Raw genomic sequence first — 25431 nt, forward strand, 5'->3', positions numbered from 1 at the left:
AAGGCATTCAACCCGCCGGGCCGTCATCCCCTTTTCTTATGGCAGGACGCCGCGATCATGGCGTACAGCTTGTCCGGGTCGAACGGCTTCGAAATATGCCCGTTCATTCCCGATGCCTCGGCCTTGATGACGTCGTCCGAGAACACGTTGGCGGTCATCGCCAGAATGATGGCAGTCTTCGCATCATCCCTGCGCAAGGAACGGAGTGCGGCAGTCGCCGTGTATCCGTCCATGACGGGCATCTGGATATCCATCAGGACAAGCTGATAATACCCTTCCTCCGACCGGGCAAAGATGTTGAGCGCTTGTTCCCCGTTGTCGGCGACGTCAACGGACGCCCCTTCCATCAGGAGGAGTTCTTTAGCTATTTCTTGGTTGATTTCATTGTCTTCCACGAGCAAGACATGCAATCCGCCCAAGCGTTGACCTTCGGGCCTGGGCACAGCCGAGGCATGTCCACATCCCCGATCCTCCGCAAAATTTCGCAACAGGTGCACCATGTTGGATTTGAAAAGCGGCTTCATGATGAAGACGTCCACGCCCGCGGCGAGGAAATCCGCCCCCACATCCGAACAGTCATAGCCCGACAGCATGATGATGGGGAGATCCGGCCCGACCCTGCGGCGGATTTCCCGGGCCGTATCGAGCCCGTCCATATCCGGCATTTTCCAGTCCAGGATGACCGCGAAGTAGTCGTCCCTTTCCTCATGGGCGCGCACAATCTCGGCGACGGCTTCTTGCCCGCTCAAGACCCAAAAAGCCCGCATCCCCACTTCCTTGAGCAACAGGCTCGCGTATTCGCAGACATCCCGTTCGTCATCCACCACAAGCACGGGAAGATCGGTCAAAACAGGGGGTTCCCCGTCTTCGGCATCCCGGAATTTCAGCGCAACGCTCACCGTAAACCGGCTCCCTTTTCCCAGCGTGCTGTCCACGGTGATCTCGCCGTTCATCATATGGATGATGTTCTGGCTGATCGCCATGCCAAGGCCCGTTCCCTGGATTTTGCTGATCCGGGAATCCTCGGCCCGGGAAAACGGTTCGAAGATGCGCCCGACGAACTCCTCGGACATGCCGATCCCGTTGTCTTCAAACGTAAAGTAAAAGACGCTGGCCCCTTCGGCATGGGTTGGCTTTTCCTCAATGCTGAAATGCAGACGCCCGCCCGCCGGGGTATACTTCACGGCGTTCGACAAGATGTTCACCAAAACCTGCTGGAGGCGGCTCTCATCCCCATACAGGCCCTCGTGCCTCACCTTGCTGATGTTCATGGTCAGGTGATGCCCCTTTTCAATGATCATCGGCCTGCACACCTCGAACACGTTCTGCACCAGATTGGAAAGGCTGAAATCGTTCGCCCGCACATCCAAGCGTCCGCTCTCGATTTTGGACATATCCAAAACTTCGTTGATCAGATTGAGCAGATGTTTGCTGGACGTATTGATCTTCTTGAGGCAGTCCCTCACTTTCTGGGTATCCTCAATATGGGCGCCCGCAATCGCCGTCATCCCCACAATGGCGTTCATGGGGGTCCGGATGTCATGGGACATCCGGGAAAGAAATTCCGTCTTTCCCTGGTTGGCGTGCTTCGCCACCCGACAGGCGTCTTCCAGCGCCTGTTGCTGGAGCCGCTGCCGCTCGACCGTTTCCGTCACGTCAATGCCCAGGCTGTAGTAGGACGGTATCCCATCCTCGCTGTCCTTCCCGTCCATATAGCTGAACGTGATGGTCAAGTGACGGATTTTTCCAGACCGGGTCACGATCCGGCCCTGCATGATGCTGCTCCGCCCCGTTTCCTTCGCCTCGTGCATCGCCGCCTCGGCCTGCTCCAGATCCTCCGGATGAACATACAGGCACTGGCTCTGCAGCTCTTCTTTAAACTGCTCTTCCGTGTAGCCGATGATCGACAGGAATTCCGAACCATACCACAGGATTGTGCGTTCATCGCGCGCGTCGAGCCGGGCGATGCCTCCCGGAAGGCTCCGCAGCATCGCCGCCTGCTGTTTTCCCTGCTTGTCCAGTTTGTTCTTGTACTTGGAGACATCAAAAACGAACTCGATTCTGGATTCCCGCCCGTCCCACAGTACCTTCCGATCTTTCAGGAGATACGTTTTCCCCAGCTGTTCGTTATAATGCTCCCACTCATAAAATCCTGAATCTTTCAGGTAGTTGTTGGTACAAAAAGGACAAGGCGTATTTCTTCCGTGGAATATCTCATAGCAAAGGTACTTTTTTCCAGAAAAGAGTTCTTCCCGAGAAAGATGGAACATATCAAGACCTGCTCGGTTCACATACAGCAATTCATAATTGTTCAGATCGCTGACATAAACCATATCGTCATATTCTTCGAGTATCCAGTTCCATTCCATATTTCTCTACCTTCAGGATCATTATAGATCGTATAACGGATCAAAAATGATAATAGAAAACTGGGTTATCGGCTCAAGAGGTATTTCTGCAATCTTTTCTAGCGAATCCAGATACGGAAATGCCGTAATACAATATCAGGAAACCCTCCCAGCAGAATGGAGAGCCTTTCCAGCATACATTTCGATGGCACATGAGCCTTAATGTTTTACACTAAAATATTTAATATAATATTTTATAGGCTTCATTTAATGTGACACGTATCATAAACCTATTCAAGATGTTTTTACAGCGAAATAAAACTGCATATACCTGTATAAACACATTCAAAACAGAGAAACAAGAAGAAAATATGAAAGACAACGCGTCATAAAGAACAAAAACCATCATAAAAAACGAAATATCCGTTATGTTACGCGACTCGTTCTTTAAAAAGAGATCAGTGCAGAAAAGAAAAAACGGCGCAGTCTCCCCGGTCCCTTCCATTTGGCCGGGCATTTCCTCCCCGCATGGGAATGGGGTTACCGAAAAAGTGCGTCATCTTGCCGTGAGTGCCGTTCATGAAAAAGGCGAACCAAGAAAAGGTCGCCCCATCGGACATAAAAAAAGGCATCCAAAAGGATGCCTCCGTCTTGGGGCTGATTGCCTTTGAAGTGTTGCGCCTTTCAAAGGGCCATCTTGCCGGAAATACCATTTTTGCCGAATCCGCGCTGTGTTGCGGCGCACTGAATATGCGTTCGGCGTCAAGGCCTTTTCAAAATGGGGAAGGCCTAATACCTGTCGTCTTCAATCGAGACGACGACGTCCATGTTTTGCTCGATCCACTGTTTGATCCGCTCATGGGCCGCTTTCCGGTGGAAACGTTTTTCCTTGAGCATTTCCCGATCGGCTTCCACGAGGATCGCGGAGGCTGGGATATCGGCGGATTCGGCACAAGCCAGCCCAAAAGAAACCAGCGCGGGCATCTGATCGGAACAGGCGTTGTGCCGATCAAAGTTCCTCCGCAGCTTGGCAAGGATCTCCTCGCCAGCCTCACGTGGGCATGTGGGCAGCAGGATAACGATCTCGTCCCCGCCCATCCGGGCCACGCAATCCGATGTGCGCACGCTTTCCTTGCACAAGGCCGCCACGGTCTGGAGCAACTTGTCTCCGACAAGATGCCCCATGTAATCGTTCGCCAGCTTCAATCCGTTGACGTCACAAGAGATCACGCACAACGGGCGGATCCCTTTGTTCTCGATGTTCGCCAGCTTGATATCAAAGTAGGTCCGGCTGTGCAGGCCCGTCAGCGCATCGTTCTGGGCGAGCTTTTCGAAATAATCCCTGTCCGCCTGGGAAGCCGTGATGTTGGTGTGCAAGCCGACGATGCGGGTGGCCCGCCCCTTTGCGTCGCGGTGCGTCACGTAACCCCGCCCGAGGATCCAAGCATAGCTCCCGTCCAGGCGCTTCAAGCGGTACGTACACTCGAACGTGTCGCCGTATTTCGGGGAATCCGCCAGCTTACGCTGCGGTTCCACGATTTTTTTGAGATCGTCCGGATGGATCTTCTCTTTCCACGTTTCAAGGCGCCCGGGGAACTGTTCCGCCGTGTACCCGAGCATGGAAAGCCAGCGCGGGCTGTAATACACTTCGTCCGTAATGGGGTTCCAGTCCCACAGGCCGTCCCCGGCTGCATTGAGCGCGGAAAGCAGGCTGCCGTTTTCCGGCGTCCGTTGTTCGTGGCGTTCCTCAACAAACCCAAAAGGCTGCCAGGTGCCCGACATGCTGACGGCGTGACCATCCGCATCACGGCTCAGGATGGAGCCCCGCACCCATATTTTGACATACGAGCCGTCTTCCTTGCGGACCCGCAGATCATCCGTAAGCTCGTCTCCGAACAACGGCTGTTCGATGATGAGCTGATAGCGGCAATCGGTGCCTTCTTCGGGGTGGAGACGCTCTTTCCATTCATCAAGGTTGAACACACGCGGTATGGCCTCGGCATACCCGAGCAGGCGGGAGCCGTTGGCGTCGACCCACAGCGTCCTCTTTTCCAGCGAACAGTTCCAGAAACAGATCTGCGCCTGCCCTTTGGACACGGTGCTCACCGGAGGCAGATAGGCCATCGTGCCGGGAGCGATCTCAAATTGCCCTGCGATGCGGATCGCCCGGCCTTCGGCGTCCCTTTCCAATACAATCAGCCGTTCTCGGACAAAAAAGTTTTCGACCGGATACGCCGTCTCCAGAAAGCCCCTGTCCCCGCCGATAACGCCTTCACGCAGCTCGCAAAGCGACTGCAGGCAACCTTCCGGGATATGTTCAAAAAATGCCGCCATTGTGGCGGGGCTTTCCCCATCGGACAAGCCAAAGGCCAACCTGGTTCCCTTGCTGAAGAAAAGCCGATCCGAAGGGATATGCCATTCCCAAAGTTTTTCAGTGGAATCGAGAGGAATTGAAGGGGAAAAGGCAATAGGGTCGGTCTGGATCATGTGCGTTCTCTCTAGAATGACAAACTGGACTTGAAAAACACACCGTCAGAGCGTGCCCCTGCGTGATATTCATGCGGCATCCCGGGGCTTCTCCCGCAATCAGACGAAACGCCGCAAGCGGAAACAGAGCCGATCAAGACCAGCCTGGAAGGATTTCTCCCGTTTTTCATGTGCCGTCTTGCGGCATCATATAGAAAAGAAGGAAAAGCCGATAGTCCTTTCTTTGAGGCATCTTTTGTTGCTCATGAGAAATCTCCGATCGAGAGGAAGACGCCGCTTTCTCTCTGCGGGCGCATATCGTGCATCACTCCGGCGTTGCCTCCTTGCGTAACGCCTCCTTCTCCCTTCCCGCTTTCACAATACACTCCTGATCCATTCCCTCCATATTCCCGGCCGTTTTGGAGCGCCGCCTTGTACAGCCCCATGCTTCAGGTATCCGCCGGGGCTCTTGCCCAACCCCGGATGCCTCCTCGGGGCTTTGCCCCTTTGCGTCACCAAAAGGAAACTGGACGAGCGCCCCCCTTTGGGGTAGGAAGTCCCCCCTCAAAAGGAAACGCCCATGCCATTCATTCCATTATTTCAGTCCCCCAAGAGTTTTTACCGGCTCGCCGTGGCAAGCTTCTTTTTCCTGCAAGGGCTGGTCTTCGCCAGCTGGGCCAGCCGTATCCCCGACATCAAGCAGGCCCTCGCTCTCAACGAGGCGCAGCTCGGCGGCGTCCTGTTCGCCATCCCCGTGGGGCAGATGTCGGCGATGGCCCTGTCCGGCTATCTGGTCAGCCGCTTCGGAAGCCATAGGATGCTGCTCCTCGCGGCCCTGCTCTATTCGGGGACCCTCATGGCCCTCGGCTTCATCAGCGAAACGTGGCAGCTTTTCGCCATGCTGGTATTCTTCGGCGTCGCGGCCAACCTGCACAACATCTCGGTGAACACACAGGCCGTCGGCGTCGAACGCCTCTACCGCCGCAGCATCATGGCCGCCTTCCACGGCCTGTGGAGCCTCGCCGGGTTCGTCGGAGGGATCGTCGGCGCGCTGTTCGCGGCGTTCTCCGTCAGTACCCGCGTGCACTTCAGTTTCATCTTCGCCGTCTGCATGGGCATCGTGGCGATCATGTTCCGGTTAACCCTGCCGCGCGACAGGGCACGCGACACGGCGCCCGGACACAAACGCCCCAAGGGGAAAATCGATCCCTATGTCGTCCTGCTCGGGCTGATCGCTTTCGGCTGCATGGCGAGCGAAGGGACCATGTACGACTGGAGCGCCGTATACTACGAAGCGATCATCAAGCCGTCGCCGGAACTGATCCGCCTCGGCTATATCGCATACATGTGCACGATGGTCTGCGGCAGGTTCATGGCGGACGGGCTTGTAACCCGGTTCGGGGTCATCCGTATCCTGCAAGCCAGCGGCGCGCTCATCGCCGCCGGGCTGCTGATCTCCGTTCTCCTGCCCCATGTGGCCACGGCGACGTTCGGCCTCGCGCTGGTGGGCTTCGGCACGGCTTCGGTGGTGCCGGTCTGCTACAGCATGGCCGGGAAATCCCAGATCATGCATCCGAGCGTGGCGCTGGCCGTGGTTTCAACCATCGGGTTCCTCGGCTTCCTGCTCTGCCCGCCGGTCATCGGCTTCATCGCCCACGCGTCGAGCCTGCGCCATTCCTTTGCCCTCATTGCCGTGTTCGGGCTCATGACCGCTGTGCTGGCGCGGTTCCTGCGGCGGAACTGAACCGTCCCGCCTTCCCCGTAAAGGGAAACGCCCCGTTGGAACGACGGTGTTGTTCCCTCTTCCAAACGGCGGCCTTCCCAACAAAAGAGCCTTTTTCCCATCCTCTTGAGGAAAGGGCTCTTTTTGCGGACAGCGCCCTGAAAAGGGTTACGGGTTGCCGGAAAGCCTTCATTATGGCAGAACGCTTCTAACACCGTGGGGTGTTCCCGCAGGAACGCCTGACTTGCCGGCCTTGCCCCGGAACAGGGCCTGCCGCGTAAGGCAAAGGGGTTCCGCCGGACCCGTCCCGCCGTCCCCCCTTCTTTCGATCCTTTAAGAAGCGGCCGCATGGCCGCCGACAACAGGACAGACGATGGAACTCACCTCCGAATCTGTACTGGCCCTCGCCCCGGACGCCTCCTCCGTCAAGGCGGCGCAAGCTCTGCTCAAACCCGGCCAGTGGCCGACGCTCGGCTTCAACGAAAACGCCGTATGGGGCGAATGCAAAGGCAGCGGCTCCAAACCTTACCAAGTCGAAGCCGACCTGTCCGGGCCGGTCTTCAAGTGCACCTGCCCGAGCCGGAAATTTCCCTGCAAGCATTCCCTGGCCCTGCTCCTGCTCCGCGTCCAGCAAGAGGCCGCCTTTACGCAGGGCGAAGCGCCCGATTGGGTAAAGGAATGGCTTGACGCACGCGAAAAACGCGCTGCGCGTCAGGAGCAAAAGCAGGAAAACAAGGGCCAGCCCGCCGATCCCGCCGCCGCAGCCAAGCGCGAGGCGTCCCGCCTCAAACGCATGGCTGCCGGCTTGGACGATCTGGAGCGCTGGATGTGCGACCTCATACGCCACGGCCTCGGGCAGCTCTCCGGGACTCCCGCCTGGCAGGAGGAAGCCGCCGCGCGCATGGTCGACGCGCAGCTTCCCGGCATCGCCGCGCGGTTGCGGAACCTGCAAGGCGTCACGTCCTCCGGGGAGGACTGGCCCGGCGTGGTGCTGGCCCAGTTTGGGCAGCTGCAGCTCCTCATCGACGCCTTCCGCCACCTTGACGCACTGTCCCCGGAGGAACAGGCGGATGTCCGTGCCGCCCTCGGCCTGTCCCCGGATAAGGACGAAGTGCTCGCCACCGGGGAACGCCTGAGCGATCTCTGGTTGGTGCTCGGCGTGGGCTATGCCGAAGAAAACAGGCTCTGGCGGCGGCGCGTCTGGCTGCGCGGGCAGAACAGCGGGCGCGCGGCCCTGCTGCTGGATTTCTCGCACGGCGGCAAGCATTTCGAACAGAGCTTCGTCGTCGGCAGCCTTGCGGATATGACGCTGGCCTTCTATCCGGGCGCGGTTCCCCTGCGGGCCATCGCCACGGGCGATCCCGTCCGGGCCAAAACGGCTCCCATCCCTACGGTTTCCCTCCGCGAAGCGCTGGAAGGCATGGCCAAAGCCATCGCCGCACAGCCGTGGCAATGGCCCCTGCCCCTCATGGTCAGCGACGGCGTCCCTTGCCGCTCCGATGATTCGTGGTTCCTGCAGACGGATGCAGGCGACCGCCTCCCGCTCTCCATAACCGACAACGACGGCTGGGAATTGCTCACGCAAGGCGGCGGACGCCCCCTGAGCGTCTGGGGCGAATGGGACGGAGCCCGGTTTCAGCCCCTAAGCGCGTGGGAGCCCGGAACGTCCGGTTCCCCGCTGTGGCGAGAAGGAGCCCGCCCATGAACATGCCCTTCCTGACCATGCAGGCGCTGCTCGGCACGGATAAGCGCCCGCCCGAACTTCCCGCCGACGACAGCGAACCCGGACGGCTCACGCAAGCCATTGCCGCCACGCGGGACGGCTCCGAAAACGCCGAAGCGCTCAGGCTGCTCCGTGCCGCCGGGGTGCAGGCCGTCTGCGGGCTGGCGGGGTACCAGCCGCCCCGCGCCGACTCCGCCCTCCCCGAGCCCTGCCCGCCGGAACCCCGCGCGTCCGTCGACAAGGCCGCCGTCATCGACGTATTGCGCCAAGTCCTTTCCAGCGGCTCCGACCGTATGCGCCTTGAAGCCTTCAGGCTCATGCTCGGCGCGGGGAAAGTGCTCCCTCCGGCGCTGCTCCCGCAGGCGCTGGAGCTTGGGCGCCGCACGCCGTCCCTGCGCGGGCCCATCGCCCTGATCGCCGGGGAACGCGGCCGCTGGCTCGGCGGACGGAACGCCGCATGGAACCTCTTCGCCACCAATGCCGAAAACGAGCTTGATCCCGAAGTATGGGACAACGGCACGCTTATGCAGCGCGAAGCCTATCTCAAGTCCCTCCGCGCGCAGGATCCCGCCAAGGCCCGTGAACGCTTTGAAACGGCCTCAGCGTCCTTCGATGCCCGCGAACGCGCCGCCTTTACCGGGTGCCTCGGCGAAGGCCTGAGCGCGGCGGACGAAGCCTTTCTCGAAACCCTGCTGGAAAAGGATCGCAGCAAGGAAGTGCGTCAAGCCGCCGCCTCCCTGCTCGTCCGCCTGCCGGAAAGCGGCTATGTCCGGCGCATGGGCGAACGCCTTGCCGCCTGCATCGTCGTCCCGGAGGCCAGGGGAGGGCTCATCGGACGTATCGCCTCAGCCTTCTCCGCGCCGCTCCCGGCCGTCGAGCCCCCGGAATCCTTCGATCCCGAGTGGAAAAAGGACTTGCTGGAAGAAAAAAAGCCGCAGTACGAGGAATTCGGCCCGCGCGCCTGGTGGCTCTATCAGATAGGGCGCTGCGTACCGCTGGCGTGGTGGGAGGCGCATACCGGCCTGTCGCCCGAAGCCCTCATCGACTGGGCGCAGAAAACCGACTGGCGAAACGTGTTGCTCCGCAGCTGGCTGGAGGCCGCCCGCCGTGAGCGCCATGCGGCATGGGCCTCCGCCCTGCTCGCGCATGTGTTCAAGGAACAGATTGAGGTTTCCGTGGGCAAGGGCCGGTTCAGCGCCTTCGCATTCATCGGCCTTCTGCCGCCCCCCGAGCGTGAGGCGGCCCTTCTTGAACGCTTCCCCTGCCCCGCCTCCGCGGGCGGCGGGGCCACGTTCGCACAGCAACACTATAAACAGGTGATGCAGTTCGGACGTTTCGCCGCATCCGAATGGGAGGGGGATGCAACCTTTTCCCTTGAAGGCGGACACTCCCTCGTCCGGCGGATCCGCTTCTGGGCGGACCATTCCGACGGCATCGGCCAAATAAGTTACCAGACCTCCATCGCGCTGGGGCACATCATCGAGGCCACCTTTTGGCTGCTCCCGGTTTCCTTGCTGGATGATCTGCTTGAGGGCTGGCCCCACGGAGAAAACGGGGCCCCCTTCTGCCGATCCGGGTACGACTTTCTGACCACGGCCATAAGGACCCGCAAGGCCCTTCACCAATACTTTGCCTGAGAGAAAACCATGAGCACGGCTACCAACGAAAACAAGCTGCGGCACCACGCCGAACAACAGTTCGCCGAGGAACTGGAAGAACTCAAAAAATCCGACGCCCGCCAGCGTCCCGCCAACTGGGAGCTTTCCCCGTGGGCCGTCTGCACCTACCTGCTCGGCGGCGAACTGGACAACGGCTTTACGGTGTCCGCCAAGTATATCGGGAACCGCCGCATCATCGAAACGGCGGTCGCTACGCTGGCGACGGATCGGGCGCTCCTGCTGTACGGGGTTCCGGGAACGGCGAAATCGTGGGTGTCCGAGCATTTGGCGGCGGCCATCAGCGGCGACTCCACGCGCATCATCCAAGGTACGGCGGGCACCAGCGAAGAACAGATGCGGTATGGCTGGAACTATGCGGAACTGCTCTCCAAAGGGCCGTCCCGCGCCGCGCTGGTCGAAAGCCCGCTCATGCGCGCCATGTCCGAGGGCCGCATCGCCCGCGTGGAGGAACTGACCCGCATCCCCGCCGACGTACAGGATACGCTGATCACCATCCTGTCCGAAAAGACCCTCCCCATCCCCGAGCTCAACGACGAAGTGCAGGCCGTGCGCGGCTTCAACCTCATCGCCACGGCGAACAACCGCGACAAGGGCGTCAACGAACTGTCCTCCGCGCTCAAACGGCGCTTCAACACGGTCATCCTGCCCGTGCCCGCCACGGAGGAAGAGGAAATCAGCATCGTGTCCAAGCGCGTCTCCGAAATGGGCCGCGCGCTGGAGCTTCCCGCCGAGCCCCCGGCGATGCATGAAGTGCGCCGCGTGGTGCAGATCTTCCGCGAGCTGCGGAACGGGCAGACCGAAGACGGCAAGACCAAGCTCAAGTCGCCCACCGGCACGATGAGCACGGCGGAGGCCATCTCCGTGCTCAACAGCGGCATGGCGCTTGCCGCGCACTTCGGGGACGGCGTGCTGCACGCCCGCGACGTCGCCGCGAGCCTCGTGGGCGCGGTGGTCAAGGATCCCGTGCAGGACGATCTCGTCTGGCGCGAGTACCTCGAAACAGTGGTCAAGGAACGCTCCGACTGGAAGGATCTCTATCGCGCCTGCCGCGAAGTGGATTAGGGAAGGAATCGGGGGAGGGTGCTTTTTGTAGAAAGCTCCCTCCCCCGTACCCCCTACCCGCAAAAACTCCGGCCGGTGGGGAGGCGGCGCAAAGGGAGCTGGTGGGGCACGGTGGGGCTGGGAAATCGGCCCATGTCCGCGCCGTTTCCGTTTCAGCCATGCGTATGCCGCCGGAAAACAGGGTTTCCGTATGCCCGGTTTCTCAGGGTGCACCCATCCTGGGGGCAAACGGAGCAAACGCCGCCCCACAGTTGTTGCAAGAAGAAGGGCGCACGCCCGCATATCGATTCGGGGAAAAAGGCTTTCTGGAAAGCCCCCTTCCTTCGGCGGGCACTCTTCCCCAACAGTTTACAAAAGGCTTCGCCATGCCTGATCAGACCGTTCGACTTTTCGGCATCCGCCACCACGGGCCGGGGTGCGCCCGCAGCCTGTTGCGGGCTCTGGAAGCAATGCAGCCCGACTGCCTGTTGATCGAAGGGCCGCCGGATGGGGAATCCGTGCTGCCGTTCGTGCTCGAATCGGGGATGTGCCCTCCGGTGGCCTTGCTCGTGTACGCTCCCGACGATTCCCGCCGCGCCGTCTTCTATCCTTTCGCCGAGTTCTCCCCGGAATGGCAGGCCTTGCGGTACGGCTTGGGCCAATCCCTTCCGGTGCGCTTCATGGATCTGCCCATCGCCCATCAATTCGGGCTGGACAAGGCCTTTGAAGACGAATGCAGGGCTAAGGAGGAAGCGCTGAGAGACGCGGAAGGACGTACAAAAACGGACGACGCCGAAGGCACGGAAGCCCCCGCTTCAGGCGCGCAGGCACCTGAAAACACCGCCACGAATACGCTTGCCCCCGAACAGCCTGAAGGCGGCGATACGGGCGATACGGACGGAAACGCCGGGGGTGAGGCGTCTGCTCAGGAGGACGTTTACGGCGATCCGCTCGACTGGCTCGGACGCGCCGCCGGATACGGCGACGGCGAGGCGTGGTGGAACCACATGGTCGAGGAGCGCATCGACGGCCTAGAGCTGTTCGACGCCATCCGTGAAGCCATGACCGCGCTGCGGGCCGAAGCGCCCAGACGCGAACGCGGCGAACGGGAGACGCGGCGGGAAGCCCTGCGCGAAGCGTACATGCGCAAAACGCTGCGGCAGGCGAAAAAGGAAGGCTTCCAGCGTATCGCCGTGATCTGCGGCGCGTGGCATGTGCCCGCGCTTGAAGCGGAAACGCCAGCCAAGCAGGACAACGATCTGCTCAAGGGCCTGCCCAAAATGAAGGTCGCGGCGACATGGACGCCGTGGACCTATGCCAATCTGAGCAGCCGGAGCGGTTACGGCGCGGGCGTGACCTCTCCCGCGTGGTATGAGCACCTCTGGCGCAGCGGCAAGGGCGATCGGGCCATAGGCTGGCTGACCCACGCCGCCCGCCTGTTCCGCGAACAGGACATGGACTGCTCGTCCGCCCACATCATCGAAGCCTCGCGTCTCGCCACGTCGTTGGCCGCCCTGCGCGAGCGCCCCCGCCCCGGCTTGCCGGAGCTTTACGAAGCGCTGCAAACCACGGTCTGCATGGGCGACTCCGCGCCGCTGCGCCTCATCGAGCGTCAGCTTATCGTGGGCGACAAATTGGGGACGATTCCCGAAACCGCGCCCACCGTCCCGCTCCAGCGGGATCTGGAACAGCAGCAGAAAAGCCTGCGCCTGAAGCCCGAAGCCGCGCGGAAGGTATTGGATCTCGATCTGCGCCAAGCCAACGATCTGGCGCGCAGCCACCTCCTGCACCGCCTGCGGCTGTTGGAAATCGGCTGGGCCACGCCGGGAGGCAGCCGGAACGCCAAAGGGACGTTCCATGAACTTTGGGAAATGCAATGGGTGCCCGAGCTCCCCATTGCGGTGATCGCCGCCAGCCGCTGGGGAAACACCATCCTTGAAGCCGCCACCGCGAAGGCCGTGGAGCTGTCCGGTGAAGCGGACTTGCTCCGATTGGCGGAACTGGTGAACGACATCCTGTTCGCCGATCTGCCGGACGCCGTGGGGCACGCCACCCGTATGCTGGAAGAAAAGGCCGCCACAGCCAACGACGTCGGCCAGCTGCTGGAAGCCATCCCGCCATTGGCGGCCATCGCCCGCTACGGCAACGTGCGCCAAACTGACGCCGGGATAGTCGCCCGCGTCCTTGAAGGCTTGATCCCCCGTGCATCCATCGGGCTGCCGGGGGCCTGCACCTCGCTGGACGACGAAAGCGCCGCCGCCATGCGTGCCCGCATCATCGCGGCGCACAACGCGATACGGCTCCTTGGAAACGAAGGGCTTTGGGAAAGCTGGCTGTCCGCCCTGCACCAGACGGCCCTGCGCGACGGGATGGTCCACGAGCTGCTGCGGGGCATGGCCGTCCGCCTGCTGTTCGACGAGCAGCGCCTCCCTGTGGAAGAAGCCGCCCGGCTGATGAGCCTTTCCCTGTCGGCGGCGGCCGCGCCCGCCTCGGCCTCCGCATGGATCGAAGGGTTCCTGAACCAAAGCGCGCTGGTGCTGCTGCACGACGACGCCCTGTGGGGTGTGCTCGCCAACTGGCTGGACAGCCTGAACGATACGCATTTTACCAATATCCTTCCCATGCTGCGCCGGACATTCTCGGGCTTTTCCGCTCCCGAGCGCCGTCAGCTCGGCGAACGCGCCAAACGAGCCGCCGGGAAACCGATGCAGAAACAGGCCGAAACCCGTTGGGATGCGGAACGCGCGGCCCTGCCCGTCCCGTTGCTGCGGCGCGTGCTCGGCCTCACGGCACAGGCATAAACGGATGGAGGGCGTTGGCTTCCGAATGACGCTTCCCCAAAGACATGGAATGTCATAGGACATAAAATCAAAATGATTCAAAGGCTAACACGCTCAACGGATGACGCCGGGCTTACGGCGGCTCCAATGGGCGAGCAGGAGTTGATGATGGATACGGCTGAAGGGGAACGCTTGCGGCGTTGGCGGCTGGTGCTCGGCGAAGAGGCTCAGGCGAGCTGCGGCCTTGCCGGGCTGAGCCCCGAAGACCGGCAGATGGACGAAGCGCTGGCGGCGCTGTACGAAGCGGACAGCAGGCACAGCCTGCGGGGCGGCAGCGGAGCCTCGTCGCCGCGCGTGGCCCGCTGGCTCGGGGACATCCGGCGTTTTTTCCCGTCTTCAGTGGTGCAAGTCATGCAAAAGGACGCCTTCGAGCGCCTCAACCTGCACAGTATGCTGCTCCAGCCGGAAATGCTCGAAAGCGTGCAGCCCGACGTGAACCTCGTGTCCACGCTCATGTCGCTGCGGGGCATCATCCCCGAAAAGACCAAGGAAACGGCCCGGCTGGTCGTCCGCAAGGTTGTGGACGCGCTCATGAAGCAGCTTGAGGAGCCCATGCGCACGGCGGTCAGCGGCGCGCTGAACCGGGCTGTGCGCAACCGGCGTCCCCGCCATGCCGAGATCGACTGGAACCGTACGATCCGGGCGAACCTCAAACATTGGCAGCAGGAATATAAAACCATCGTTCCGGAAACGCTGATCGGCTATGGCCGCAAATCGCAGCGCGTCCAGCGGGAAATCATCCTCTGCATCGACCAGAGCGGCTCGATGGCGTCGTCGGTCGTCTACTCCAGCATCTTCGGCGCGGTCATGGCCTCCATGCCCGCCGTGAAAACCCATCTCGTCGTGTTCGACACCGCCGTGGTGGACATGACCGAGCAGCTTGACGATCCCGTCGATCTCCTGTTCGGCGTCCAGCTCGGCGGCGGCACGGACATCAACCGCGCGGTGGGCTACTGCCAGTCGTTGATCCGCGATCCGCGCAACACCATCCTTGTGCTCATTTCCGACCTCTACGAAGGCGGCGTGGAAAAGAACCTGCTCCAACGCGCCAACGAGCTTGTACAGTCCGGCGTACAGGTCATCACCCTTCTCGCCCTGAGCAATGAAGGCACGCCATTCTACGACAAGGCCCTCGCCGCCAAACTCGCCGGCCTCGGCATCCCGTCCTTCGCCTGTACTCCAGACCTGTTCCCCGGCATGATGGCCGCCGCCATCCGTAAGGAGGACGTCAACCTTTGGGCCGCCAAACAGGGTATCGTCGTTTCCAAGGGGTAACATCCATCCCCCCCACTTTTGGAGGCGGCACCACAGCTTCCCTCCGCGCATCCCCCTATAAAACAGCCGCCCGGCTCTTCCGTAACGAAGAACCGGGCGTTTTTTCATCTTGCCTATAGCCGGAACCTCCCCGGCTCACGGCCTTTCAACGATTGGGGATTGCTGCGAGAAAGGAGTCTGGGGGCAATGTCCACCAGACAGAATGGGATGAAAGGCTCCTTGGCCCCTTCCTCTCCGCCTCCTAACGCTTCCTTCCCTCACAGCCGGGAGCAAAGGCCACCCGGTTCAGCCCAAGCCGCTTGGCCTCATGCAGTGCGGCGTCGGCACTCTGAAACACGGTCTCGAAGAGAGTCCCGTCCATTGGATATCGGGCTATGCCGACACTACACGTCGGTTTATAGCGCTCATCGCCACGGGCGGAAAACAGCGTGCCGAGGGCCGTATAAAATTCCTGCGCCTTTTTCTCCGACAGGCGTTCCGGCTCCACATCCCGGAGCAGGACAAGAAATTCATCGTCACCGATCCTGCCGATATAGTCCGAACGCCGGAATATCCGCCGCAGGACAGCCGCGACATCGTTCAGCACAATGTCCCCGAACTCCCGCCCCCACGTATCGTTGACCCTTTTAAAGTTATCCACATCAATAACAAACATCGCATGGGACTGGCGCACGTCGCTTTTCAAAAAACACAGATCTACCAGATGCCGAATCGTCATCCTATCGTAGCATCCCGTGAGGCAATCCCGGTGCGCCGTTTCTTTCTCAACCAACACGGCTTGCTTGCATTCCGCCATACTCATTGCCCTCTCTATGCGGTGGGAAGAATCCTCTCCACCAGTACGCTCATTGCAGCCACTCCCACCGGATGCCGAAACCGTGCTCCAAACCCGTACTCACGAACTTCCGGATTTTCTTGTGGATGCGATGGACTTACTCTTTTCAAACAATAAATCCATAGTAACAACATATTACACTCACTATGACAAACGCCGGAAGAGGAGCAACATGAAGCGGGCGGCACTCTCGGCCCCTGCCGACATTTGAGAACATTTCCTGTTTTCGGTCAAGCGCTGCCAGCCTTTTTGGGCTATTTCCACGGAGGAAAGGCATAAAAAAGCCCCCCGTTCCAATAGAAAAAGGAGGGCGGAAGGGGCAAGGCTCAGATAAAATACAGGAGTCAGGCAAGAACCCCGGAGATAAAAGCCGGTTCCTGCGCAAAACAGGGCAGCAGCTCGCGTATGCTCCAAACCGGAAATCCCGCCTGTTCCCAGGCGAGAATCCCGCCCCCAAGCTGATACGCCTTGCCCGAGGCGCTTCTTTCCAGGAGCTCGGCCTTATTCTGCGTCCTGCTTCCCGAGCGGCAAAAAAAGACGACCGGCTTGCCGGAAAAACGGCTGTCCAGCCCGCCCTCACGTTCCAGTTTGTCGAGGGGAACAAGCGGGCAACCGGGAATCGCCCGTTTGAGAAATTCCTTTTCAGTACGGACATCCACAAAAAAGGCGCCGCCATTGCGGAAGAGCGTCATGGCCTCTTGCGGGGACAGTGTTTCCAGCATCAGAAAAATCGTTTGTTGAAGTCAGGGGCAACGAACGGCACACAAACCAAACGGGCATCCCGCAAGGGAGCGGCCCGTACAAGTGCAATACCACTCCCGACGGCGGAAGGTCCACCCCTCTTTCCGGCCTCCCCACCCAAGCATACGCCACGAAACGGGGCATCCGAACGGATGCCCCGCCTTCGCTTATTTCAGGTGTTCGCCGGACAGCTTCTGCTCTCTGGACCGCTGGGCCTTCTGCACGTTTTCCTGCAGTTTTTCCAGCAGATTTTTGCAGATAAGCTTCTGCTCCGGTACGTATCCGCACAGCTTCTTGTATTCATCCACGGAAATCCCGTGGGACAGAAGGTGCTTCGCCGTCAGATTCTGAAATCCCCGGCCGCAGAGGCAACACTGAACAACATCGTCCCCAATGGCTTCTTCTGGGCGGACAACAAGGCTGCGCTTGGTGAACTTCTTCTTCGGCGCGGCGCTAGGGGCGGCCTCAGCAGCTTCCGGCATGGGTTCTTCGATGATCACTTGTTCGCAGACAGGTTCTTCCATATCCATTGCGGCCAGCTTATTATTGGCCTGAATAAGCCCGGCCTTGAGAACGGTAAATTGTTCGATGATAAACGGAGTAGGCTGTTCGGGATATCTTTCCATAACCAACTTCAGCAGTTCGGCGTCACTTATCATGCATTCACCTCCGAGTAGATTGCCTAGCAATGTAATCGACTTTTATCGACTTGTATAGACCGTCAGGCCATAGGGAGATATTTTTTGCCTGATTGCAATAAAAAATAGAGTGCGGAGCAAGAGGCCGGCATTCCGTTTATCAGAAGTTGTCCAAGCCAGAAAGCCTGTTGCGCAATCTTACTTTTAGAGTCGCGGAAACGTTTGTCCGGTTTCATACAAAAAGCAGCATTACGGATACAAATCTTCTTCTGAAACGGCAATAACTTCTTCAAAAGCCGCTTTTCCCCTGTTTGGCTTTCCACGCACCACCCTGCGTGCACAAGAATCGTTTTTTCATCTTATTCCGTACCATAATGCGGGACCCGAACATCTTGTTCCCCAAAGTATCTCCAATGCATTCAAGAAGATCCGTATTGCAACGAACGGCGGGAACATATTTTCCCGAAAACAATCCGGAGGGTATCCATTCTGTAAAGTTGTTACACGATCCCTTATTTCCCTTTCGCAATCTTAGTGCCGGCGCTGAGGCTTCTTTCTCCACTCTCAAAAGAAATGCTCCAGAAATGGAGCTTCCCCAGGTTTTGACAGGATCAAAAAAAGCGGCACCGGGATTTCCGATGCCGCCCTTTATTCGTTTACGGACAACTAGTTCTTTACGGCTTCCCCTGCCAGCGGCTTACCGTTCCATTCGCCCGTCAGAGTCCGCAGGAACCCAACGATGAGATCTCGATCGCCCTTGGGGATGTCCATGCCGGAGAGATACACGCCCATGATGCGTACGGCCTCGTCCAGCGTCGTTACGGTGCCGTCATGAAGATACGGAGCCGTCAGTTCGACGTTGCGCAGGTTCGGGACCTTGAAGCGGTGCAGATCTTCAGCCTTGCCGGTAAAACCCTTGAGCCCTTCGTCGGAGCCGAGCGGGTTGCCGCGATCCTCAAAGTACGCCTTCTTGAGATCCATATATTCGAAGGACTGCCCGCCCACGGACTTGCCGACGTGACAGCTTGAGCAGCGGTACATCTTGAAGCGTTGATAGCCTTCGATTTCCTGCGCGGTCAACGCCTTGTCGTCCCCCTTCAGCCACTTGTCAAAGCGGCTGTTCGGCGTGATGAGCGTCTTTTCATATTCGGCAATGGCATCGGTAACGTTCTTGCCGTTCCAGCCGTCGGGATAGACTGCGGTAAAGGCGGCGGTCAGTTCGGGGTCCTGCGCGAGCTTGGCGCAGATTTCATCCCAGTCCTTGCTGCCCATCTCAATGGGGTTCATGGGAGGCCCGCCGGCCTGCTCCTGAAGGTCCGCGGCCCGTCCGTTCCAGAACTGCTTGGTGTTGAACGCGGCGTTGAACATGGTCGGCGCGTTGATGTCGCCGAACTGCCCGCGGATACCTTCCGCGAAGCGCTTGTTGTCCGTACTGGCCTTCGAAAAATCATGACAGGTTACGCAGGCGACGGTATTGTCTCCGGACAACCGCTTGTCGACGAACAGCTTTTCACCGAGCGCCACCTTGGCGGCATTGACGGGGAGCGCGTCCGGCAGCGGCTGCAGCGGTTCATCGGCATGACGCGGAGCCGCCAGCCCGGTGGCATAGTGGGCGGCACGCGAGGCCTTCACCCAATCGAGGATGGCGGCCCTGTCTTCAGACGACACACGGCTGCCCCAGTGCACGGCGGTAAACTTCGCGGGCGGCATGGTTTCGTTGACGATAACCCATTCCATCTTGGCAAGCGTCGCTTCGCCGATCGGCTTGTCCTTCGCGGCTTCGACCAGTTCCAGATTCAAGTCCATCGCCCGAAGGCCGTCGTTGAAATCCTTTTCGATGATTTCCTTGATCCCCGGAATTTTAGCATAGAACGGCAAATCATAATTCCGTGAATGGCAAGCCATGCACTTGTCCATCACTATGTCGGAAACCTTGGAAAACTTCGTCAGCTGAGGGTGGTTCGGGGGAATCCCCTTGTCGGCGCCAACGCTCTCGTTCAACGCTCCTCCTGTCACGACGGAAGCGGCCAAAACGCAGCTGGCCACCAGCAAAGCGGAACGGGTTCTCATCTTGCCCTCTCTTGTTATAAAACGATAATGCGAACGCTTCCTCTACTCCTGTTTGCGGATTTTTGAACAAATCATGCATGAAGTCAATAGTAATAGGAATTGTTTTTGATAAAATCTTTTTTTACACAAGCAATCGCCTTGTTTTGCTCCCGATATCCCAGTTCAGCCGGGATAAACAGCTCAGGAACTCTCCGCCATTGCCCTTCAACATCCAGCCGCTCCCCATGAGAGCCCCTGCCCTTCCCAACCATCTGCAAGTCCATAAAAATGCCCTCCCGGTAAACCGAAAGGGCATCCTTTTCATCATTTCATGAAGCGCCGTACTCTGAAGCATCCGCTCAAGGTTTCTTCTGCCCGGCGCCGCCGAACAGTTTCCTGTATTCCTCGTCGAAATCCTCAAAGGACAAGCGCACGGGCTTCCCTTTCGCGGCACCGGTTCCCGCATGGACAAGCGAAGGGATCATATCGGAAACGTCGTTGAACCCGTCCCGCGTATACGAAATTTCCACAGGCCGCCCATTCTGCCAGAACCGGCAGATCACGGGATACGTTTCGTCAGGATTCCTGATCACATCGCAGACCATGCCGTACCCGTACGCGGCATCCAACACGCTGTCCCCGGCGATAAACCCCATATAAACCTCCCTTCCGGCCTTCTCTTCCCCGCTTGCGACGCCGGGCCGGGAAGATGCCTCCTTCGTACGGCCTTCCGTCCAAAAAAGGAAGCCCGTTAGGCTCCGAGTTCCTTACGTTTGCGCCAGAGCGTCACCGTGTTGATTCCGAGCAGTTCGGCGGCCCGTTCCATGCTGACGCCGAGCCCGAGCACTCGCCGGATGTGTTCCGCTTCCAGCTCACGCAGGGTCAGGATATGCGGCTCCTCATCCGGACCGGACCGCACCCCTTCCCCGGCGCTCAGCGCGGGCGGCAAATCCGCCAGCGTCACTTCACGCCCGGCGGCGAGCAGCGCGACCCGTTCCATGACGTTCCGCAGTTCCCGGACGTTGCCGGGCCAACCGTACCGCAGCAGCGCCTGGCGTGCGGCCTGCGACAGGGTGGGCGGCGTGCCGTACTTGGCGGAAGCGGAGCGCAGGAGCTTTGCGGCGAGGGGCTCGATGTCCTCGGGCCGTTCCCGCAACGGCGGAACCGTACACTCGAATACGTTCAGCCTGTAGTACAGATCTTCGCGGAACGTCCCGGACTTCATCATAGCGGCAAGATCCCGGTTCGTCGCGGCAATGATGCGCACATCCAGCCGGATGGGCTTATTGTCCCCAACCCGTTCGATGACCTTATCTTCAAGGAAACGCAGCAGCTTGGACTGCGCCGTAGCCGACAGTTCCCCGATTTCGTCAAGGAACAGGGTGCCGCCGTCCGCCAGCTCGAATTTGCCCGCCTTATCGCGCACCGCTCCGGTAAAAGCCCCCCGCACGTGCCCAAACACTTCGGATTCGAAAAGGTTTTCCGCGATCGCCGTGCAGGTTACTTCCACAAACGGCTTGTCCGCACGTGCCGATCTTCTATGGATGGACCGAGCCAGCTCGGTCTTGCCCGATCCCGTCTCGCCGGACAGGAGCACTGTGGCATCGCTCGGCGCGATCCGCTCCACAACGGACTGGAGAGCCTGGCATTTCGGTGAAGTCAGCCCGTCGAACCAGTCACCGGACCCGGCCCGCAAGCGCGAGTTTTCCCGCTGGAGGTCCACCAGCATCTCCACCTTGCGGATGAGGTGCTCCAACTGTTCGGTGGTGAACGGTTTCGGCAAATAATCGTAGGCCCCGGCCTTGATGGCGGACACGGCGTTTTCGTACGAGGCGAAGGCGGTCATGACCACGCAGATCATCTCAGGCCAGCGCGCATGTGCATCCCGCACAAGATCTACCCCGGACATGCCTTCCATGCGCATGTCCGTCAGCAGCAGGTCCGCGCTCTTGTCTTCCAGCGCCTTGATCGCGGCTTCCGCGCTCTCCACGCCCACGGGCTGGCAGCCCATCATTTTCAGGCCAAGCATCAGCGTCCTCACGATCCCCGGATCGTCGTCCGCCACCAGAACTCGCAGCATGTGGGACTCCTTATGAGGATGAATTGGGGGAGGGGAGAGGAAACCTTTCTGGAGAAAGGTTTCCTCTCCCCTCCCCCAAGCCCCCTCCTCTCTCCTTCCCAAGACTTTCCTATGCGGGCATCAGCCTGTTCCCTTATGCGGGAACGGGCCGACCGTACGCTTTTCGTTATCGCAAAAAGGCTGTCGGCTCAAACCGGCAATACCGGCTTTCGACGCAGGTTAGGCGTAGCCCAAGGGGATTGCCGTAAAACCGGGCCGCCTTCAAATGCGTTCCATTCATTGTTACCTGTCGGTCTATTGTCTTTTCACAAAACCGGACCCCCGCGTCAAACCCTCCCCCTGAACAGGAATTCGATAAGCGCAAAAGTCTTTGGAAAGGGAGGGATGTTTTTGAGGAAGTGAGGGAAAAGCGTGGGGGTATTCCCCTCTTTCTTCAGAAAAGTTTTCCATCCCTTCCCAATGCCTTCCTCTACTTCGCCAACGGCAGCAATACGGTGAAAATGGCTCCCCCTCCGGGATTTCGCGCATAGCGGATCACGCCGCCGTGCGCTTCCACGATATCGCGGGTGATCGCCAGACCAAGCCCGACCAGCCCTTCACGCGTCCCAGCTGTCCGTCCGTGCGAGAACGGCTCGAACAAACGCGCCTCCAGCTCCGGCGGAATCCCCGGCCCATCGTCTTCTACCCGAAGAACGGCATCGTCTTCTTCCTGCGTGATGACGATCCGCACCGTGGAGCCGACGGAACCGACACGCAGAGCGTTGGACACCAGATTCGACAGCACCCACGCAAACCGCTCAGTATCAATGGTCACGGGGATATCGGTTTCGGGCATACTCAGAAGCAGGCGCTCGCCGGACTCGCGGGCCACCAGCTGGAAGGGGATCAGCCACTCGCGCACGCGCTCGACAAGATCCACCGTATCGGGGACAAGCTGGAGCGCCGAAGGGCTCATGCGGGCGATTTCCATAAACTGCCGGGCCACGGTCCGCAGCCGGGCGGCATCCTGCCCCACCGTCTCAACGAGCATGGACATCTCCTCATCCAGCCCCGGACGCCGGGCCATGAGATCCGCCGCCAAACCAAGGGACTGCATGGGCGTCTTCAATTCGTGGGATATCCAGTCCATCATCTCCGAACGCAACCCGTCGCGCCGCCGCTTCTCGGTCACGTCGCTCAGGAGAAACACCTGCCCCGTCACCGCGCCCTTGCCGCTGAGCAGGCTCCGCCGACGCCCGGCATAAATGCGCTCCTCACCGCCGACGCGCAGGGTGATCTCCTGCTTGCCCTGCATGTCGTCGCGGAGTCCGTCCCGCAGGGCCATGTAGTTGGGCGCGCTGGTGGACAAATCCCTCCACGGCTTGCCCTGCACATCATCTTTGGCCAAGCCAAGAAGCGAAAGCATACGGTGGCTGACCAGCATGACGTCCCCTGCGGCGCTCAGCACCAAGACCCCGTCCTCGACCGACTCGAGGATCACTTCAAGCTTCCGCTTTTCCACGACCAGCTTGTGCACATTCAGCTCGTCCAGTTCCCCGAGGCGATCCCACAGGCGGGACAACTCATCGAACAACAGCCGCACTTCCAGCGTCTGCGGGTCCGGCAGATGGAGCTTCCGCCCAAGCTGCGGGCGATCGCGGAACAGTTCCGCCACCCGCCGCAACGGATGGGCCAGACGCTCCGCCACGCTGTCCGCAAGGAGAAAGGCCCAAAACGTGCCGAGCAGGAACGCCGCGGCCGTCACCGCCATCATGATGTCGCGGAACCGGGCGTTCTTGCTGAGCCGCAGGAACATGCCCCGCTCGTTGACCTGAACCAGGGCGTCGATGCGGGCGTGCAGGCCCCGGTAATTGGCGTCGTCCGGAGTCTGGCGGTACGCATCCCATGAGGCTTGAAGATCCGTAATGACCTTCCGCTCGGCCTCTTCGGTAATGTTGCCGGAAGCCTGTTCCAGCGTGTCGGCAAACCGTTTTTCCCAGCCGAGCGTATCGGTGTCGCGGTACAGCTCGGGGAACCGGATGCCGTTCATGGCCCGTACCATCTCCTGCGCGTAGGCGATGGAGTCGTAGTTCATACGGATGAGCTCCGAGGGAACCCGCCCCGCAATGGTGATGCCGGTCACCATCAAAACCCCGAGCGCCCCGAACAGCAGCACGAGACGCAGAAAGGAGCGGCGTATCCGCTTGTGCATGGTGGGAAGAACAATCATGACGCGCTCACTTGATATACTTCGGGGTGACGTTGGCGACGTGCACATCCACGCCCACGGCCTCATACAGGAAATCCAGCAGGAACGAGCCGCGCAGCCGCTCCCGCAAGGGCGACAGCCGCGACTTGCCGAAGATCGCGTGCCGCACGTTGCGCTCGCTGGCGAAATTCACCAGCGTTTCGGCGATATCCACGCCTTCAAGCTGCACCACTTCCGCGCCGAGCCTCGTCGCCAGCTGCAGGTTGTGCTGAAGCTGGCGCTGGATGCCCGCGTCTATGCGGGTCGGGCTTTCCTGCGGCCTGCGGACATAAACCACGTAACACGGCGATCCGAGCTGGTTCGCCATACGCACGCCACGGCGGATAAGCGATTCGGCATCGGTGGGCCATGAGCTCAGGGCGACCATGACCGCCTCCACCGCATACCCGGCCAAGGCGGGCTTGAGGAGCTCCTGCGCCTCGATCTTGCGGACCTGATCCCCTGATGCCTCGCGCAGGCACAGCTCGCGGAGAAAGGACAGGTTCTCGTAGGTGAAGAAGCTCGACAGCGCCCGTTCGGCCTGTTGCGGCGCGTAAATCTTGCCTTGCCGGAGGCGCTCGCGGAGTTCCTCTTTGGTCACGTCCACGTTGACGACCTGATCGGCCCGCCGCAGCACGGTGTCCGGGATGCGTTCCCGCACGGCGATGCCGGTGGCCTCTTCGACGCGCGCCGCCACGGATTCCAGATGCTGCACGTTGATGGTCGAAATGACATTGATGCCCTGCGCCAGCACTTCGAGCACATCCGAGTAGCGCTTGTCGTTCTTGGAACCGTCCGCGTTGGTGTGGGCCAGCTCGTCCACCAGCACGACCTGCGGTTTGCGGGCAAGGATGGCCTCGACGTCCATTTCATGGAAAACGGCGTCCCCCACGCGCCATTCGCGGGGGGGGACGGTTTCCAGATGCTCGGCGAGCGCCATCGTCTCGGGGCGGTCGTGGGGTTCGAGGTACCCGATCACCACATCCACGTGCTGCTGTTTCAGGCGCAGCCCCTCCTGCAGCATGGCGTAGGTTTTCCCCACGCCGGCCGCGTATCCCAGATAGACTTTAAGGGACCCCTGCCGTTTGCGTTCGATGAGTTCCGCGAAACCGTCCATGACCATCCTCCCGACACGGAAAGTACTTCTTTCCTCGCCCGGCTACCGGAGTTCGTCAAGAGCCAGATTGAGGCGCAGCACATTGACCTTCGGTTCGCCCCACACGCCCCATTCCGGGCCTTCCACATGGCCGCGCACGAGCTTTTCCACCGCTTCCGGAGACAGGCCGCGGGCTTCGGCCACGCGCCGGACCTGCATCAGGGCCGCATCCGGGGAAATATGAGGATCAAGGCCGCTTCCCGAAGCGGTCAGCATATCCACGGGCAACACGCCTTCGGGCCGCTCGGCGCGCAGCTCCTGTTCCGAGGCCCGGACGCGCTCGGCCAGAGCCTTGCTGGTGGGGCCATAGTTGGAACCGGAGGAGGAACCGGCATTGTACCCGGCTGCTGAGGGGCGGGGATGGAAATACTTCGCGCTGGAGAACGGCTGCCCGATGAGGGCGGAACCGACGATCGCGCCGTCCCGCAGGATCAGCGAACCCGCCGCTTCTTTAGGGAAGAAGGCGTCGGCCGCCCCGGTGACGAGCATCGGGTAAGCGGCGCACAAAAGGACGGCGAGGCACAGCGTGGACAGAACGGACTGACGAATGAGCTTGAACATGACGTATATCCTTATGAGAAAAAGAAACCTGAAGGGACGCACGCGGAGG

19 protein-coding genes are annotated in these 25431 nt (G+C 60.3%); 6 read left to right on the top strand and 13 right to left on the bottom strand.

From position 1 onward, the window contains the following. Positions 1-23 precede the first annotated feature (23 nt). Together T370_RS0106615 and T370_RS0106625 are read right to left on the bottom strand one after the other, a co-directional pair. On the bottom strand, positions 24-2369 hold the full coding sequence (locus T370_RS0106615) for a PAS domain-containing hybrid sensor histidine kinase/response regulator (protein WP_029435200.1): 2346 nt from the start codon (positions 2367-2369) through the stop codon (positions 24-26). Between the two features lie 768 nt (positions 2370-3137). Then, entirely contained in the window at positions 3138-4835 is a 1698-nt protein-coding gene (locus T370_RS0106625; protein WP_029435202.1) for a sensor domain-containing diguanylate cyclase, read from the bottom strand. A gap of 559 nt (positions 4836-5394) precedes the next feature. On the opposite strand from T370_RS0106625, the gene T370_RS0106635 reads away from it, so the two are divergent. The 6 genes from T370_RS0106635 (at position 5395) to T370_RS0106660 (ending at position 15095) form a co-directional block, all read left to right on the top strand. Then, positions 5395-6558, top strand: a complete 1164-nt coding sequence (locus tag T370_RS0106635; RefSeq protein ID WP_029435204.1) for an MFS transporter — start codon at positions 5395-5397, stop codon at positions 6556-6558. Positions 6559-6910: 352 nt separating this feature from the next. Continuing rightward, complete coding sequence (locus tag T370_RS0106640) at positions 6911-8242, top strand: SWIM zinc finger family protein (RefSeq protein WP_029435205.1); 1332 nt, start codon at positions 6911-6913, stop codon at positions 8240-8242. Further along, positions 8239-9897, top strand: coding sequence for a DUF5691 domain-containing protein (locus tag T370_RS0106645; protein ID WP_029435206.1), 1659 nt, complete (start codon positions 8239-8241; stop codon positions 9895-9897). Before T370_RS0106640 ends, T370_RS0106645 begins: the two co-directional genes overlap by 4 nt. 9 nt (positions 9898-9906) lie before the next feature. Continuing rightward, complete coding sequence (locus tag T370_RS0106650) at positions 9907-11001, top strand: ATP-binding protein (protein ID WP_005028626.1); 1095 nt, start codon at positions 9907-9909, stop codon at positions 10999-11001. Between the two features lie 365 nt (positions 11002-11366). Further along, a complete protein-coding gene (locus tag T370_RS0106655) occupies positions 11367-13781 on the top strand; it encodes a DUF5682 family protein (protein ID WP_029435207.1) in 2415 nt (804 codons plus the stop codon). Between the two features lie 147 nt (positions 13782-13928). Further along, complete coding sequence (locus T370_RS0106660; protein ID WP_029435208.1) at positions 13929-15095, top strand: VWA domain-containing protein; 1167 nt, start codon at positions 13929-13931, stop codon at positions 15093-15095. 241 nt (positions 15096-15336) lie between these two features. Here the strand turns inward: T370_RS0106660 and T370_RS0106665 are convergent, their stop codons facing one another. The 11 genes from T370_RS0106665 to kdpC all read right to left on the bottom strand — a co-directional run bounded on the left by T370_RS0106665 (position 15337) and on the right by kdpC (position 25382). Then, on the bottom strand, positions 15337-15897 hold the full coding sequence (locus tag T370_RS0106665; protein ID WP_248604229.1) for a GGDEF domain-containing protein: 561 nt from the start codon (positions 15895-15897) through the stop codon (positions 15337-15339). Positions 15898-16274: 377 nt separating this feature from the next. Next, positions 16275-16652 carry a rhodanese-like domain-containing protein gene (locus T370_RS0106670; protein WP_005028618.1) on the bottom strand — a complete coding sequence of 126 codons (378 nt, stop codon included), beginning with the start codon at positions 16650-16652 and terminating at the stop codon, positions 16275-16277. Positions 16653-16838: 186 nt separating this feature from the next. Beyond that, a complete protein-coding gene (locus T370_RS0106675) occupies positions 16839-17330 on the bottom strand; it encodes a MucR family transcriptional regulator (protein ID WP_005028616.1) in 492 nt (163 codons plus the stop codon). Positions 17331-17392: 62 nt separating this feature from the next. Continuing rightward, on the bottom strand, positions 17393-17632 hold the full coding sequence (locus T370_RS24900; protein WP_156034358.1) for a hypothetical protein: 240 nt from the start codon (positions 17630-17632) through the stop codon (positions 17393-17395). Between the two features lie 343 nt (positions 17633-17975). Continuing rightward, positions 17976-19310, bottom strand: coding sequence for a cytochrome c peroxidase (locus T370_RS0106680; RefSeq protein WP_248604230.1), 1335 nt, complete (start codon positions 19308-19310; stop codon positions 17976-17978). Between the two features lie 152 nt (positions 19311-19462). Further along, a complete protein-coding gene (locus T370_RS0106685; RefSeq protein ID WP_029435211.1) occupies positions 19463-19642 on the bottom strand; it encodes a hypothetical protein in 180 nt (59 codons plus the stop codon). A gap of 75 nt (positions 19643-19717) precedes the next feature. Further along, positions 19718-20014, bottom strand: coding sequence for a hypothetical protein (locus tag T370_RS0106690; RefSeq protein WP_009380014.1), 297 nt, complete (start codon positions 20012-20014; stop codon positions 19718-19720). A 95-nt stretch (positions 20015-20109) separates the two neighbouring features. Next, on the bottom strand, positions 20110-21438 hold the full coding sequence (locus T370_RS0106695) for a sigma-54-dependent transcriptional regulator (protein WP_005028609.1): 1329 nt from the start codon (positions 21436-21438) through the stop codon (positions 20110-20112). 469 nt (positions 21439-21907) lie between these two features. Then, positions 21908-23647 carry a sensor histidine kinase gene (locus tag T370_RS0106700; protein WP_029435212.1) on the bottom strand — a complete coding sequence of 580 codons (1740 nt, stop codon included), beginning with the start codon at positions 23645-23647 and terminating at the stop codon, positions 21908-21910. A gap of 7 nt (positions 23648-23654) precedes the next feature. Beyond that, entirely contained in the window at positions 23655-24782 is a 1128-nt protein-coding gene (locus T370_RS0106705; protein ID WP_005030358.1) for a universal stress protein, read from the bottom strand. 42 nt (positions 24783-24824) lie between these two features. Continuing rightward, complete coding sequence (gene kdpC / locus T370_RS0106710; protein ID WP_009380019.1) at positions 24825-25382, bottom strand: potassium-transporting ATPase subunit KdpC; 558 nt, start codon at positions 25380-25382, stop codon at positions 24825-24827. Positions 25383-25431: the final 49 nt, after the last annotated feature.

The sequence above is a fragment of the Bilophila wadsworthia ATCC 49260 genome (assembly GCF_000701705.1).
GTDB lineage: Bacteria > Desulfobacterota > Desulfovibrionia > Desulfovibrionales > Desulfovibrionaceae > Bilophila > Bilophila wadsworthia.

Excerpts from the sequence above, each read along its gene's own strand:
- T370_RS0106645 (WP_029435206.1), top strand. The coding sequence starts at position 8,239 with ATGAACATGCCCTTCCTGACCATGCAGGCGCTGCTCGGCACGGATAAG.
- T370_RS0106670 (WP_005028618.1), bottom strand. The coding sequence starts at position 16,652 with ATGCTGGAAACACTGTCCCCGCAAGAGGCCATGACGCTCTTCCGCAAT.
- T370_RS0106660 (WP_029435208.1), top strand. The coding sequence starts at position 13,929 with ATGGATACGGCTGAAGGGGAACGCTTGCGGCGTTGGCGGCTGGTGCTC.
- T370_RS0106635 (WP_029435204.1), top strand. The coding sequence starts at position 5,395 with ATGCCATTCATTCCATTATTTCAGTCCCCCAAGAGTTTTTACCGGCTC.
- T370_RS0106675 (WP_005028616.1), bottom strand. The coding sequence starts at position 17,330 with ATGATAAGTGACGCCGAACTGCTGAAGTTGGTTATGGAAAGATATCCC.
- T370_RS0106665 (WP_248604229.1), bottom strand. The coding sequence starts at position 15,897 with ATGAGTATGGCGGAATGCAAGCAAGCCGTGTTGGTTGAGAAAGAAACG.
- T370_RS0106705 (WP_005030358.1), bottom strand. The coding sequence starts at position 24,782 with ATGGACGGTTTCGCGGAACTCATCGAACGCAAACGGCAGGGGTCCCTT.
- T370_RS0106640 (WP_029435205.1), top strand. The coding sequence starts at position 6,911 with ATGGAACTCACCTCCGAATCTGTACTGGCCCTCGCCCCGGACGCCTCC.
- T370_RS0106625 (WP_029435202.1), bottom strand. The coding sequence starts at position 4,835 with ATGATCCAGACCGACCCTATTGCCTTTTCCCCTTCAATTCCTCTCGAT.
- kdpC (WP_009380019.1), bottom strand. The coding sequence starts at position 25,382 with ATGTTCAAGCTCATTCGTCAGTCCGTTCTGTCCACGCTGTGCCTCGCC.
- T370_RS0106700 (WP_029435212.1), bottom strand. The coding sequence starts at position 23,647 with ATGATTGTTCTTCCCACCATGCACAAGCGGATACGCCGCTCCTTTCTG.
- T370_RS0106650 (WP_005028626.1), top strand. The coding sequence starts at position 9,907 with ATGAGCACGGCTACCAACGAAAACAAGCTGCGGCACCACGCCGAACAA.
- T370_RS0106615 (WP_029435200.1), bottom strand. The coding sequence starts at position 2,369 with ATGGAATGGAACTGGATACTCGAAGAATATGACGATATGGTTTATGTC.
- T370_RS0106695 (WP_005028609.1), bottom strand. The coding sequence starts at position 21,438 with ATGCTGCGAGTTCTGGTGGCGGACGACGATCCGGGGATCGTGAGGACG.
- T370_RS0106655 (WP_029435207.1), top strand. The coding sequence starts at position 11,367 with ATGCCTGATCAGACCGTTCGACTTTTCGGCATCCGCCACCACGGGCCG.
- T370_RS0106690 (WP_009380014.1), bottom strand. The coding sequence starts at position 20,014 with ATGGGGTTTATCGCCGGGGACAGCGTGTTGGATGCCGCGTACGGGTAC.
- T370_RS0106685 (WP_029435211.1), bottom strand. The coding sequence starts at position 19,642 with ATGGACTTGCAGATGGTTGGGAAGGGCAGGGGCTCTCATGGGGAGCGG.